This is a genomic window from Paenibacillus sp. FSL W7-1279 (genome assembly GCF_037969845.1).
Lineage (GTDB): Bacteria > Bacillota > Bacilli > Paenibacillales > Paenibacillaceae > Paenibacillus_AQ.
Genome location: NZ_CP150215.1, coordinates 5,720,960 through 5,734,159, shown reverse-complemented (window position 1 = coordinate 5,734,159; position 13,200 = coordinate 5,720,960). Strand labels below are relative to the sequence as shown.

Annotated in this window: 14 protein-coding genes and 1 pseudogene; 14 read left to right on the top strand and 1 reads right to left on the bottom strand. The window is 47.0% G+C overall.

The features are described from left to right. Positions 1 to 68: 68 nt before the first annotated feature. Positions 69 to 500, bottom strand: a complete 432-nt coding sequence (locus tag MKY82_RS25820; protein ID WP_220684167.1) for an N-acetyltransferase — start codon at positions 498 to 500, stop codon at positions 69 to 71. 163 nt (positions 501 to 663) lie between these two features. On the opposite strand from MKY82_RS25820, the gene MKY82_RS25815 reads away from it, so the two are divergent. The 14 genes and pseudogenes from MKY82_RS25815 to MKY82_RS25750 all read left to right on the top strand — a co-directional run bounded on the left by MKY82_RS25815 (position 664) and on the right by MKY82_RS25750 (position 13,200). Then, positions 664 to 822: a hypothetical protein gene (locus MKY82_RS25815; RefSeq protein ID WP_194544132.1), complete on the top strand. Its 159-nt coding sequence runs from the start codon at positions 664 to 666 to the stop codon at positions 820 to 822. After that, positions 785 to 1,534, top strand: coding sequence for an ATP-binding cassette domain-containing protein (locus MKY82_RS25810; RefSeq protein ID WP_339296720.1), 750 nt, complete (start codon positions 785 to 787; stop codon positions 1,532 to 1,534). Before MKY82_RS25815 ends, MKY82_RS25810 begins: the two co-directional genes overlap by 38 nt. Beyond that, positions 1,531 to 2,754 (top strand): hypothetical protein, encoded by a 1,224-nt coding sequence (locus MKY82_RS25805; RefSeq protein ID WP_339294682.1) that lies wholly within the window; start codon positions 1,531 to 1,533, stop codon positions 2,752 to 2,754. The genes MKY82_RS25810 and MKY82_RS25805 overlap by 4 nt, the downstream gene beginning before the upstream one ends. After that, the gene (locus MKY82_RS25800; RefSeq protein ID WP_194544129.1) at positions 2,747 to 3,127 is read left to right on the top strand and encodes a DUF3796 domain-containing protein; all 381 of its coding nucleotides are present in this window, start codon (positions 2,747 to 2,749) and stop codon (positions 3,125 to 3,127) included. The genes MKY82_RS25805 and MKY82_RS25800 overlap by 8 nt, the downstream gene beginning before the upstream one ends. A 10-nt stretch (positions 3,128 to 3,137) precedes the next feature. Next, entirely contained in the window at positions 3,138 to 3,338 is a 201-nt protein-coding gene (locus tag MKY82_RS25795; protein ID WP_194544128.1) for a helix-turn-helix transcriptional regulator, read from the top strand. A gap of 357 nt (positions 3,339 to 3,695) precedes the next feature. Further along, on the top strand, positions 3,696 to 4,904 hold the full coding sequence (locus tag MKY82_RS25790) for a PQQ-binding-like beta-propeller repeat protein (protein ID WP_220684170.1): 1,209 nt from the start codon (positions 3,696 to 3,698) through the stop codon (positions 4,902 to 4,904). Between the two features lie 25 nt (positions 4,905 to 4,929). Continuing rightward, positions 4,930 to 5,092 (top strand): annotated as a pseudogene (locus tag MKY82_RS25785) (ATP-binding protein); the annotation flags it as partial. A 248-nt stretch (positions 5,093 to 5,340) separates the two neighbouring features. After that, on the top strand, positions 5,341 to 5,673 hold the full coding sequence (locus MKY82_RS25780; protein WP_339294681.1) for a glycosyltransferase: 333 nt from the start codon (positions 5,341 to 5,343) through the stop codon (positions 5,671 to 5,673). A 45-nt stretch (positions 5,674 to 5,718) separates the two neighbouring features. Further along, positions 5,719 to 6,234, top strand: a complete 516-nt coding sequence (locus MKY82_RS25775; protein ID WP_220684177.1) for a C40 family peptidase — start codon at positions 5,719 to 5,721, stop codon at positions 6,232 to 6,234. A gap of 236 nt (positions 6,235 to 6,470) precedes the next feature. Next, on the top strand, positions 6,471 to 8,042 hold the full coding sequence (locus tag MKY82_RS25770) for a response regulator (RefSeq protein WP_339294680.1): 1,572 nt from the start codon (positions 6,471 to 6,473) through the stop codon (positions 8,040 to 8,042). Then, positions 8,039 to 9,829: a sensor histidine kinase gene (locus MKY82_RS25765; protein ID WP_339294679.1), complete on the top strand. Its 1,791-nt coding sequence runs from the start codon at positions 8,039 to 8,041 to the stop codon at positions 9,827 to 9,829. Before MKY82_RS25770 ends, MKY82_RS25765 begins: the two co-directional genes overlap by 4 nt. Before the next feature lie 185 nt (positions 9,830 to 10,014). Next, positions 10,015 to 11,328, top strand: coding sequence for an extracellular solute-binding protein (locus MKY82_RS25760; protein WP_339294678.1), 1,314 nt, complete (start codon positions 10,015 to 10,017; stop codon positions 11,326 to 11,328). Positions 11,329 to 11,566: 238 nt separating this feature from the next. After that, a complete protein-coding gene (locus MKY82_RS25755; protein ID WP_233355134.1) occupies positions 11,567 to 12,382 on the top strand; it encodes a sugar ABC transporter permease in 816 nt (271 codons plus the stop codon). After that, positions 12,379 to 13,200 (top strand): carbohydrate ABC transporter permease, encoded by an 822-nt coding sequence (locus MKY82_RS25750; RefSeq protein WP_339294677.1) that lies wholly within the window; start codon positions 12,379 to 12,381, stop codon positions 13,198 to 13,200. The genes MKY82_RS25755 and MKY82_RS25750 overlap by 4 nt, the downstream gene beginning before the upstream one ends.

Sequence of the window (13,200 nt, the reverse complement as noted above, 5' to 3'; positions counted from 1 at the left end):
GGCAGAAGGTGACCGGACAAATTCCGGTCACCTTCTGTCTGTTTGAATATAAAGGCGCATGATGCCGTTTATCGTTCTTCCCAGGCCATGACGAATTCCGCCTGACCGGTATCTTCGTCGATGGTTTCTTCAACGACGGCAAAGCCGTTCCGGGAATAAAAACGAAAAGCGTTCCCGTTCTCTTTATATACCTTGAGCTCGAGTTTGGGGCTGCGTTCCTTCACGAATTGAAGAAGAGCCCGGCCATAACCCTTTCCCTGATGGCGTGGGTGAACGAACAAAGCGGCCAAGGCATGCTGAACGGTCGATATAAAGCCTACCGTGGCGCCCGCTTCCTCCAGCACATAGGTATCGGCCATTGGCAAATAGACGTCGCGCATGTCCTTTTGCTTGGATTCCCAGTATTCGGGTGAAATGAAATGGTGGGCCTCCTTCGAGGCGGCCAGCCAAATGTCAATGAGGCTGTCCATATCTTTGTCGGTCATCAATCGAATTTGCATCGTATTCACTCCAGATTATAAAGTTTTAACGGATATACGTCCCGTATTGTAAAAGTTTACCTGACGTATGTCAATTCGTGATCCCATTTGACGCTTGAATCATAGGGTGATATATTTATCACATAAAGTTACAAATACATCACTATCGAAAGGGGTATTAGCGATGAAAATCATTCTCCGATTCGCGATGGGACTGCTCTGGATCGGTATTGCCATCCAAAGACTTACCCAACAGTCGTACCCGCTGGCTCTATTATTTTTGGCAGGAGGCGTTCTTTTTGTTTATGCAGGCTGGAAACGTTGGAAAGTTGGCAAGCAATGAGGGGGTGGAGCCTCGGCATTTATTAAGCATGAAGGGGCTAGCTGCTTGGTACCGTGCGGAAACAGTCCCCGTCATCTCGAATCTTAATTTGGAGATTGGCCCCAATCAGATCATAGGTTTGGTGGGATTGAACGGGGCCGGCAAGAGCACGCTGCTCCATGTCCTGAGCGGCATTCACCGGCATTATTCGCTGGAGGGGCTGCAGTGGAAGAACGAGGGAACTTCGCTGACAAGCCCTGCATTTAAACGTAATCGATATACCGTGTTCTCGGAGGACGAGTCGTTTGAGTATTTCACGTTCGAGGAGTATGTAAGGCATGTGTTTCAATCCTACGGACAAGAGGTCCGTCACGATATCTTGGACGAGCTCGTTGCAGGTTTCCATTTTCAGAATTACCGGAACGCATACTTGGGCCAATTATCGATGGGCAGCAGGAGGAAGGCCTACCTGATCACGGGATTTGCATTGCGCCCGGAGCTGCTGCTGTTGGATGAGCCGGTCAACGGACTGGATTTCGAAAGCACGGAATTTCTGTATCAAATGATGAACGAGTACAGGAGCCATGGGACGATCTTGTTTTCTTCTCACGTTCTGGAGAGTTTATGTCTAACATCAGACAGCATCATCATTTTGGAGTCCGGATCCATCCGTCATACCTTTTTACAGGGAGACATGGATCCCGAGTTTATTAGAGGGGTACTAAACAAGTGATCTCGACATTTCATGGATTCGCCAAAAAGCTCCTGGGGTCAAGCTACGACCGATTGTGGAAGCATGCCATAGCCTTAGCTGCTATCTTTGCGGCGCTGAGCAGCCTGGATCGCCATTACGAGGTATCCTTACTTGTATTCATGACGGCCATTTCCGTATTTACGTTCGGGATTGTGCTGAAAACTCTGTCCTCGGACGATAACCGGAGGAAGCTGAAGGGGGCGTTCATGCTTCCATTCAGGCCAAGCAAGTTCAACGCAGCTTATTTTCTTGCGGTAGCACTATATACCTTGGTTACCAAGACTTCGTACATTCTCGTTTTCTATATGGCATATTCGTCATTTACGGCTATGCATGTACCGGCATTTCTGCTTAGCTTCTTGAATGCGGGCCTGACTGCTTTCGTGGTATTTGCCTTACTGAACAGCGGTAAAAGGATGACAGCCGGTCTCTTGATGCTCCTCCAAGCGGCACTCTATCTGCTCCCTGAGCCCTTCTTTCGTTTGACGGGACTGCTGATCAGCAGCCTCCTCCAAGGGTTCGTGCTGCTTCGGACGGATTCTTACCGATTCTACAAGAACTTGAAGATGAAGGATAGCCATGCAGTACCGGTTCGAAGCTCTTCGTTCCTGCGGTATATTGCACGCTACCTATTTTCCCATAAAAGCTATTTATACAATACGATTGCATTATGTTTATTTGCAGGCTTCATGGCGTTCATGCTGGAGCAGATGCATCTTGCCTCGTACCTGCCGCTTGGATTCGCGGTTCTATCCTTCAACACGCCGATCGGCATCCTGCTGTCGAGTAATCGCGGACTTTACCGGAAAATCCAAATGCTGCCCGGCCAGCTTCAACGTATAGTGGTTCCGTATGGGCTGTTTATACTGGCAGTAAACTTATTCATATATACGATCTACTTAGCATGCTGGCAACTGTTTCATGGATCGGTGGAAATCATGTATTATGTACTTAGTGTGTTATTTGCCGCCCAATGCGCCATTTCGACCGTTTGGCTCGAATGGAAACATCCCGTTTTCCGTTGGAAGGTGGAGAGCGACTTATGGCATCATCCCCGAAAATATGCCGTTCCGCTCATCATGTGTTTATTGGCGGTCACGGTAATAAGCATGAAGCCGGCCGTGTATATGATCGCTCTGCTGGTAGGGACAGAGATGGTTTTGATTTTTAACCGCAGGAGAGGAATCAGGAATGTATAAGGGACAGAAGAAGCGTTACGTACGAATCGGTAAGCACGGATGGCTGCTTGGTTTGTTGGGGTTTAATGGCCTTCAGTATTTCAAGACCCATGATCCGTCATTTTTGTTTTACTTTAGTTTTTTCAGCTTTTTCAGTTTCTATTTCCATGGGAAGCTGGCGGAGGAGATGCCGGATGAGCGGTATTACATGAATGCTCAGAAGGCGCGGTCCATCACCATGTGGGTGCCGGCCGTATGTTTGTTTATTATCGGGATCGGCAGCATGTTTCCCTTCGGAACAAGAGAATTCATGATCATCGTGAGCGCAGCGGGTTGGGCAGCTACGTTTCTGACGTATTCCATAACTTTTTATTATCTGGATAAATATTGTTAGGTGGATGCCCATGGAACCATTCAAATGCAATTTAAAAAAGTACAGGCAGTTAGCGGGGATGACCCAGGACGAGTTGGCGGGCAAGGTCGGGGTTCGAAGAGAGACCATCATCCGTCTGGAGGCGGGGAAATATAATCCCTCGCTAAAGCTGGCGATCGATATTTCGCGGGTGGTGGGAGCGCCCATTGAGGAGCTGTTTATATTCGACTAAACAACGATGATGCATTTAATGGGTCTTAGCTATCCAACGAATGCGTCATTTCTTATATCTGCACAAAAACCATTTAGTTCTTGAAAAAACTAATTAGTCATACTACAATAACATGTGATCCCAGTCAGAAAGAGAAAGCATGATTCCGTTTTCACACGGACTCTCAACATGTTATGGATTCTCCGACTCAATACCCCGTTGTGAGTTGGCGCAGCCTTTTCATAGATTCGTTGAATGACTGATCTTTGGATATTTTAATATATTTATATATTTTATGGGTTTTTTAGTATTTTCATGCAACCTTATCTCGATCTTAACGTCTGATATGTATATTCAGTCATAGGAGGAATAACATCCATGTATACCATTCAAAAGAAAACCGTTACTCGACTCGTCACAACAGGCATGGCCGTAGCTCTTCTCGCATCGCCAATCTCTTCCGTGCTGCCAGGGCCGGGGCATGTCGCAGCTGCTGCGTCTGCTGTGGACAAGTCTTCCCACAACCTAAAGCCGATATGGACGAAGACGTTGGGAGATCCAAGCCGGATTAGCCCCCAAACCACATTAATTAAGAACAACTTATATTATACCGTTGGGAAGAAATATATTGCTTTTGACGCGTTGGCAGGCAAAACCCGCTGGACGTATCCCGCCGCTGCCGTCTCACAGACCGTAACGGATGGCCAATCGGTATGGTTTACGGATGCGACAGGCCGATTAATTAAGCTCAATGCTGCAACCGGCAAGCTGCAATGGAAAGTTAAAACACAATCCCAGCCAGGAAAGAAAGAAAGCTATGTGAACCTCAGTTTGCATGCAGCCGATGGTGTGATCTATGTCGGGGATGCGTATGGGCTGACGGCGTACAACGCATCAAACGGGAAGGTTAAGTGGAAATTGAAGGGCAGCGCCCATGGGTACAAACTGCTCCAAACGGGAAAAATCCTTGTCGCAACCACGATTATCGACGGAGCATTGACCACGAGCGGGTTACAGGGAATCGATGCTCAGAACGGCAAAGTAAAATGGAAACAGACCGACGGTGACCACCAGGACATTCTCTTCTCGAACGATAAGTCGTTCTATACGCGTGACGTAACCGAAGGCATCGATGCCGGATATGCAGCGAACATCGATGAAATGAATCTGACCAATGGGAAAATTATGGCTACCCGATCCTATATACCCGTGGATTTCGTGGAAGATCAAAGTGCATCCGATGTCGTATCCGATGGGGAATATTTCTATGTCATTGAAAAGTATGACGAGACTCAGAAGAAAGCTGTAGTTTCCCGATTCCCGACGGATAGTCGTTCTAAGGCCGACCCGGATAAAACTTATGCTTTCGAAGCGGGAGTGGCCGAATGGTCCCTCGGGGATGCGGGCCTTGCCTATGTAAGACTGGACAACGGCAAGCTGTTGACGCTCGATACGAACAGCGGACGTACGCTGGCCTCCGCTCAATACAAAGGCACTCCATTGCCGACGCTTATCGGACAAGACGTGATTGTCGTTCAGCATGGTGGGCAGATCAGCGGCGTCAAGAAAGCTGCTGCCTCCCAGTAACGCAAGTCGATTTCCATTGAGGACCAAAGCCGAACGTTCTCACAGTCGTAAGTATGACGGCAGCGGTATGAACTCGCCATCGTTAAATGATCGTATCTCTACATCAAGGTGATATCCGAGTCGAAAGCGAGCCAGGTGAAGGAACGACCTTCATTGTCATGTTGCCCATCATGACGCCATCAGTTTAGTCAGATTCATGAGGCCATCGATCGGATCATTTGAACGTTATCGCTGTATCTCTATGCTGCGGCTCACATACAAAGCTTCCTTGTATGTGACGCCGCAGCATTTTTTTTGCCTGTTCATATTCAGTTCAAATGTTGTCAGGACACGGAATAACACTCGTGGCGTTTTTTTGCAGTTTTTCTTTTACGGCCCAAACCTCTCATCAATATTAGAATACAGTATACTAAACTGCTTTGAGGAAGCACATAAAGTGTACAATTCAACAGATATCATGATTGGTCTTCAAAATAAGAGGAATCAACTCACTCAGAGAACTTATGAGATACTTGGCTCAGGCGGATTTATGCTAACTAGTGATACACCTGCTATAAAGCGTTATTTTACTCCAGGGAAAGACCTGGTTACTGCAGGGAGTAAAGAAGAGATGCAGAGAGTGATTAAATATTATTTGAATCACCCGGCTGAGAGAAAGGCCATTCAACTCCAGGGACAGACTACAATCAGAAAGCATATGTATAAGTTTAGAGCCAAGGAGATTTTGCAAGTCCTTAAACGTGAAGGCATTATAACAGCGGATGTCTAAAAGAAGAAGCCTTGTCCCTAGCTTTACTTCGGGAGAGTGAGATATATGAAAATTAAAACCAAGCCAAAATTATATATCAAAAATAGCAGTGAAAAGATAATAAAGGAAGGTTATAAATATCTATCAACACCTTATCGTTTGGGAGCAAAACCTTTTCAGACAAATGAATTTGATTGTAGTTCATTTATTCAATTTCTGTATGGTCAACTTCGCATTCTTCTTCCGCGCACATCTCGCGAGCAAAGTTTGCTAGGTGAAAAAATAGAAAAAAAACAACTCAAACGTGGCGATTTATTGTTTTTTACTAATCGTAAGCGTTACAGGAAGAAAGGGATTAATAGAGTAGCTCATATTGCCATCTTTCTGGGGGATAACAAAATGCTTCATTCTTGCAGGTATAAGGGAGTTACAGTTTCTGAATTTACTGAGATTATTAATGAAACTAAACAAAGACGCTGGATAGATTACTATCTTTTCGCGAAGAGATTACCGGATTATTATGAGTATATCATGGGGGATAACAATAATGAGGGATTAGCACGCTCCCAATCTTATAGGTAGCTTGGCATAAGCCAGAACCGCCCCCGGTCTGGCTTTTTGACCCCTTTTTTTTAAAAATGTATTTAGTAGAGGAACGGTATATATGCAGTCCGTTATATTTTTTAATCGTACGTTGCAGTGTATGATATTTGTATGCCATAATCTTTGAGTTAATTAGATCATGTCGTTGAAATGAAGGTTGGCTAAGACATATCCGGCAAATCGTAAACGGTTACAAGGCTGCAAGGGAGGCAGGTATGAAACCATTATTCAAGATCATGATTGTGGATGACGAAATGCTTGTCAGGCAGGGGATTAAGCACCTGCTCAATTGGGAACAGGAAGGATACCAAATCGTCGGTGAGGCGTCTAACGGTCTGGAAGCACTGAATTTGATGGATGAGGTGAATCCTCACGTCATTCTTACAGATATCGTAATGCCTGTCATGGGCGGGGAGAAACTGGTCAAGATTGTTAAGGAGAAGCATCCTCACATCGAAGTCATCGTGCTCAGCAGTTTCAGTGAATACGATTACGTCCGGTCTACTTTTCAGAGTGGTGTAGCGGACTATATCCTGAAGCCAAAGCTGGAAGCTGATTATCTATTATCCATCCTAAATAAAACTACGGCCAAAATGGTCGCCATGAAGCCGGAGGATGATCCAAGCGCGGGTCGTGAGGAAGGGCAGATCCTGCAAGCCATCGAGAAACTTATGACCGGGTATGAGCCTGCGCTGGATCCCGTGTTGCTGGATTCGATATTCCCTTATGGACAGTATTTGTTTTTTGGAGCGGATATGAAGCACATGAAAGATTCCGGTGACAAATGGAGTTTCGGAAACGAAATGGAACGAGGGCTTCAGCAGCTTGCTTTGTCCGAGTTCGTGTATATACGGTTGAAGTTTATTAACGATACGGCACTTTTTCTGCTCAATGTGAATCCTGAGCGGTGGGACGAGCTTGTTATTGAACTCCGGCATCTGATCTCCAAACTGGTACAGGATATGAGTGAGACGCATTTTGTTATCAGCCAGTGCTTCGCCGATTTTAAAAGTCTCGGTGAGGTCTACCATGACAATTATCTGAAACTCATGCGATACGGCTTCTTCCTTAAGGACCGGACGCTGATTGAATACGAACATTTGCCGGGCCTTCCGGATTCGCATCTCGAATATGACATGGGCGAGCTCATGGAACTGTTGAAACGTAGGCAGTACCGGAAGGCCTTCACCGGCTTTTTGGAATACGCCGGCCTGCGCTCGATGGATTATCGCACCGATATTTTCGAATTCAAATCGTCGTTGGGGAATTTCATATTTAACGTGGCGACCACGCTTGGAAAAATGAAGGTTGAGACCGGAAGCCTGGAGAATGCCAAATACGATTATTTCCGAAAAATAGACGAAGCCAGGTATGCCAGCGAAGCTATCGCTGTTGTCGAAGCGTTCATCCGCGAAGCGGAACGTGCGATAGGCGAGACGAATACATCCGTTAATCCCAATATGGACCGGCTGCTTGAATATATTCAGGACCATTATGCCGACCCCATCACACTCACCGGAGTGGCCAGGAAGTTCCACTTCAATGCATCGTATCTGTCGAGTTATTTTGCTGCGTATAATGGAGAAGGTTTCAGTGAATACCTCAACAAAATCCGCTTGGAAAAAGCCATGGAGCTGCTTCTGACAACGGAACATACGATTTCCGAAATCAGCGCCAGCGTGGGATACTCGGATCAGAGCTACTTCACCAAGGTGTTCAAGAAGCAGACAGGCATCTCTCCGAGCCAGTTTCGGAGGCAAGACGCACGGGAGATACGGGAATCATGATTGGACAAGCCATAAACAAGCTGCGAAAACAGGGGTTATTCCTTAAGCTGTTTCTCGTGACCCTCATCAGCATCGTTACCGTATCACTTCTGACGCTATCCATTACCATCAGCATGTCGGAAAAGTTATTTCTGCAGACATTCAGCATCACGAACGGCAAGTTGTTAAACCAGATGAAGTCAAACCTGGAGTCCTATAATAACGCCATAGCAACCGGTGCCACCATGATCGCCCAGAATGCGGCAATCCGCAGTTATTTATCGGGCGGAGAGACGGAGGCCGTGGCGCTTGCGATGAAAACATATCAGATGACAGAGGGCATGAAGTCGGTCCAGTCTAACTTTAGTGCTTACGATGTTGGCATCATGATCGTTGGAGCGAATGGGAGAAGTTATTCCACAGATCCTTGGTATTGGTCTATCTCGGCCAAGGAACTGAAGGATCACCCGATTACAAAAGCGACTATGGCACACCCTGCGCAAATCTTATACCAGCTTTATCGCGGCGAGGATCATAGCGCAGACGCAAAGGAGCCCATGCTCGTCGCTTCCAAAGCTCTCTTTGATCAGTCGACCGGGAGAATGTATGGCACGCTTTACGTGGTCATTCGCGACCGGAATTTTAAACCCTTCTATGCGAATTTTACAAGCGAAGGCAATGACGTCGTGCTGTTGAACGAGGAAGGGGTTATTGTATCCAGCAACAGGACCGAGTTGATCGGGATGGCGGATGAGGGGCTGCTTCAAGAAGTCGTAACGGATCAGGGCGAGGGAGAGGACGATCCATCTGCCTATGTGATGGGGAACGAACGAATTGTGTTCTCGGAATACTTGCCGGAATTCGAATTTTATTTGGTCAATATGATCGACAAGAAAGCCGTGACCGGACAGATGGTGAACGCTAAAGCAGTCACCTTGACAATCATGTCCATCGTTGCGATATCACTTGTCATTGTTTTTCTGATCACCCGGCGAATGACGCAGTCGCTCCGTGTGCTCGTCAAACAGATGTCGAATATTCCGACAAGCGGATTCGATCATCATGTAGATGTTGCCAATAGCAGTTATGAAGTTAAGGAATTAGGGAATGCGTATAATTATATGCTTGATGAGCTGCACGATTATGTGGATCGATTGATGGAAACCCAGAAGCAGCAGCGAAATGCGGAGCTGGCCGCGCTCCAAATGCAAATCAATCCACATTTTTTATACAATACGCTGGCTTCGATCAAATTTCTGGTGCAGCAGGGCAACAAGGAAAAAGCCGCGGGTACGATCAACGCGCTTATATCGCTTCTGCAAAATACAGTCAGCGATATTCATTCCACCATACCTGTGCGGCAGGAGCTGGAGACACTGAAGCATTATGTGTATATTAATCACGTGCGTTACGGTGAGAAAATCCGCGTTCATTACTTTGTGGAGCCGGATAGCCTGGATTATCATATGCCCAAACTCATTCTTCAGCCTTTTATTGAGAATGCATTCTTTCACGCATTCAACATCAAGGGAGAGGGAACAATTCTGATCATGATCGCGGTTCAGGAAGACCAGCTTGTATGTGAAGTTGTAGATGACGGGGACGGAATGAATCTGGAGCAGAACCCGGCGGAGGAAGAATCGTTGCCTGCACCGATGAGCAAACGCCAATTGTTCTCCGGCATTGGGATACGCAATGTGGATGACCGAATTAAGTTGATGTACGGCGAGAAATACGGGATCCACATTACAAGCAAACGCAGTGAAGGAACAAAAATCATCATTACGCTACCATTGACCAAAAGCTAAAGATATTACAAGAACCTAAAGATTGTACCAGAGCCGGTATGAAGGCGAAAAACAGGATCCAATAATAGCACCAATGCTAACAAAGATAGTGCCAATGAAAACGAATACAAAATGATAAGATGGATGCGTAGCAGAGAAAACGCTTCCATCTTTTATTATTTTCAGACTTAAAAGGGGGTTACACATTGAAAAAATTAATGAGCTTACTGCTGGCCGGGGTTGTCCTCTTGTCGGCATGCTCTTCGGGCGGCGGTACGGAAGGCGGGTCGGGCAGTAACGGCAGCTCTAGCGGTGAAGGCAGTGCCGCTCCAAAAGAAATTACGGTATGGGCTTGGGACCCGGCATTTAACATTGCCGCCATGAATGTAGCTAAAGAAGCCTATGCCCAAGTGAATCCGGACGTCACGATTCATGTTGTAGAGAATGCGCAGGCCGATATCGTTCAAAAGCTGAACACCGGGTTGAACTCCGGTTCCACGAAAGGCTTGCCTAACATCGTGCTCATTGAGGATTACCGTGCGCAGAGCTTCTTGCAAGCGTATCCGGATTCCTTCTACGAATTGACGGACATCGTGAAAGTGGATGACTTTGCGGACTATAAGATTGGCCCGACCAGCGTAGATGGCAAGCAGTACGGCGTTCCGTTTGATTCCGGCGTGACGGGAATGTACGTGCGAACGGATTATCTCGAGCAAGCAGGCTACAGTCTGGATGACCTGCAGGACATCGACTGGAAGCAGTACATCGAGATTGGCAAAGCCGTCAAAGAGAAAACCGGCAAAAACATGATTACGCTCGATCCTAACGATTTGGGACTTATCCGCATGATGATCCAATCAGCGGGGGCGTGGTATACAGCAGAAGATGGCCAGACTCCGACGATTGCAGACAATGCTCCATTGAAGGAAGCCTTTGAATTGTACAAAGAAATGATGGATTCCGGCATCGTGAAGGTGAACTCGGACTGGAGCCAATTTGTCGGAGCATTCAACAGCGGTGAAGTGGCTACCGTGCCGACCGGTAACTGGATTACACCTTCGATCAAAGCCGAAGCTTCCCAATCCGGTAAATGGGCGGTAGCTCCGCTTCCTAAGCTTGCGGCAACAGAGGGGTCCGTCCATGCATCCAACCTTGGCGGCAGCTCCTGGTATGTCATGAATGTAGAGGGTAAAGAAGCAGCTGCGGAGTTCCTCGCGAAGACATTTGCTTCCGATGCGGAGCTGTATCAGACGTTGAACACAAAAGTCGGGGTCATCGGCACCCTGAAAGCCGCCGCAAGCGGAGAAGCTTACGCGGCAGCGGATGAATATTTCCAAGGCCAAAAAGTCGTATCAGACTTTGCCGCTTGGACCGAACAAATTCCTAACGTTAACTACGGCATGAATACGTACGCCATCGAGGACATTATGGTCGTTGCCATGCAGGCGTATCTCGGCGGTAAAGACGTGGAAACCGTTCTGAAAGATGCGCAGGCGCAGGCCGATACGCAAATTCGTTAAACACACTCAGGCAGTACACAAATGCCCTTGCTCCTTCTTCTCCTGAAAAGTGGACATCTGCTGAAGGAAGGGAGCGAGGGTTTTATTATTTCTATCCATAAGACATGTGATCAACAGAAGGGTGTGGAGTGGTGTGAATACAGAAAAAGCCAGGCTAAGCCCGCAAATTCATAAGGGCCTGAACAGTCAAAGGCGGATACGTTTGACAGGCTGGTTCTTCGTCCTTGTGCCGGTCGTCATGATTAGTATTTTTTATTTCTATCCGATGGTTCAAGCGTTAATCCTATCCTTCAAATCAGGCAGGGGCAGCAATCTACAGTTTGTCGGTATAGACAACTATATTCGTCTGTTCAGCGATACCACCTTCCTTACGGCCGTCAAGAACACATTTATTTACTTACTCATTCAGGTTCCGGTCATGCTGGTGCTGGCGCTCTTTATCGCTGTGCTGCTCAATGACGATAGACTGAAGTTTAAAGGTTTTTTCAGAACGGCTATTTTCCTGCCGACGGTAACCTCGCTTGTAGCGTACTCCGTCGTCTTTAAGTACATGTTCGGAGCCGACGGCATCGTCAATAAATTTCTGGTGAATCTTCATCTGATCCAGGAACCGATTCAATGGATTACCGACCCTTTCTGGGCGAAAGTTACGATTATCATCGCGATTACCTGGCGTTTTACAGGCTATAATATGATCTTCTATCTATCATCACTTCAAAATATCGATAAATCCGTGTATGAAGCTGCACGCATCGATGGTGCAAATGCCTTCACGCAGTTTTTCAAAATTACGATTCCGCTATTGAAGCCGATCATTTTGTTTACGTCCATAACATCGACCATTGGAACGCTCCAGTTGTTTGACGAGGTGGTTAACATCACCAAAGGCGGCCCCGGAAACGCAACCATGTCGATATCGCAATATATTTACAATCTTTCCTTCGAATACACGCCTGACTTTGGATACGCAGCTACCGTTTCCTACTCGATCGTACTCATGGTGGTCATATTGACGATGATCCAGAACAAAGTTGGAGGTGACAAGAGATCATGAAAACCAAACGCGTGTTTACTTACCTGTTTCTGATTATCGCTGCCCTGATCTCCATCTTTCCGTTTATCTGGATGGTTGTCAGTGCCACCAATCCGTCCGTGGACGTAACGAAAGGGACGCTGCTGCCGGGTTCGCACCTGATCAAGAATATCAACAATCTGTTCAGTTCCGTGGACATGTGGCAAGCTCTCTGGAATTCCGCAAAAATCTCGGTGGTGACTACCGTGCTTTCACTGCTGGTTGCCTCAGCCGCTGGTTATGGCTTTGAGATGTACCGCAGCCGCGGCAAAGATATCGTATTTAATATCCTGCTAGCCTCGATGATGATTCCGTTCGCGGCGATTATGGTGCCTTTATTTCAGATGTTTGCCAAAGTATCGGGGGTTATGCCCTTTCTAGGCATTGATACGGCAGGGGCTGTCATTCTGCCGACATTCACGACGGCGTTCCTCATCTTCTTCTTCCGTCAAAGCACCAAAATGTTTCCCAAGGATATGATGGAAGCCGGTCGCATCGATGGTCTGTCGGAGCTGGGCCTATTCTTCCGCATCTATATGCCGACGATGAAATCGACCTATGCAGCCGCAGCGATTATTACTTTCTTGAACAGCTGGAACAACTATTTGTGGCCGCTGATCGTGCTGCAGTCGCCGGAGAATATGACCGTGCCGCTGCTGATATCGAACCTGGGATCAGGCTATGCTCCAGACTACGGTTTGATCATGTCCGCCATCGTCATTACGACGCTGCCGACGGCGCTTGTGTTCTTTATGATGCAGAAGCAATTTGTTGCTGGGATGACAGGTTCCGTGAAATAA